Here is a 231-nt window from a genome sequence, read left to right on the forward strand (position 1 = left end):
CCGTCGGCGACAGCGGCGCCAGCGCGATCGGCAAGGCGATCGAGACGTCCTCCAGCCCGGCCAGCGACAGCGCTGGCAGGGTTAGACCCGGCGCATCGGCGACGTTCAGCACGTTCAGCCCGACATTCGCGCTCGTCGTCGCGGTGGTGCCGCTGGAACTGTCCGTGACGGTGGCCGTCACATGCAGCGTGGTATTGCCCGGATCTGGCGAGGTGATGGTCAGACCGGTCA

Annotated in this window: 1 protein-coding gene; it reads right to left on the reverse strand. The window is 68.4% G+C overall.

Going from position 1 to position 231, the window contains the following annotated elements:
- On the reverse strand, positions 1–231 hold a 231-nt coding region (locus GVN67_RS29595), incomplete at both ends, for a hypothetical protein (RefSeq protein WP_160000815.1).

It is taken from the genome of Roseomonas sp. 18066, from assembly GCF_902706185.1.
Classification (GTDB): Bacteria; Pseudomonadota; Alphaproteobacteria; order Acetobacterales; family Acetobacteraceae; genus Pseudoroseomonas.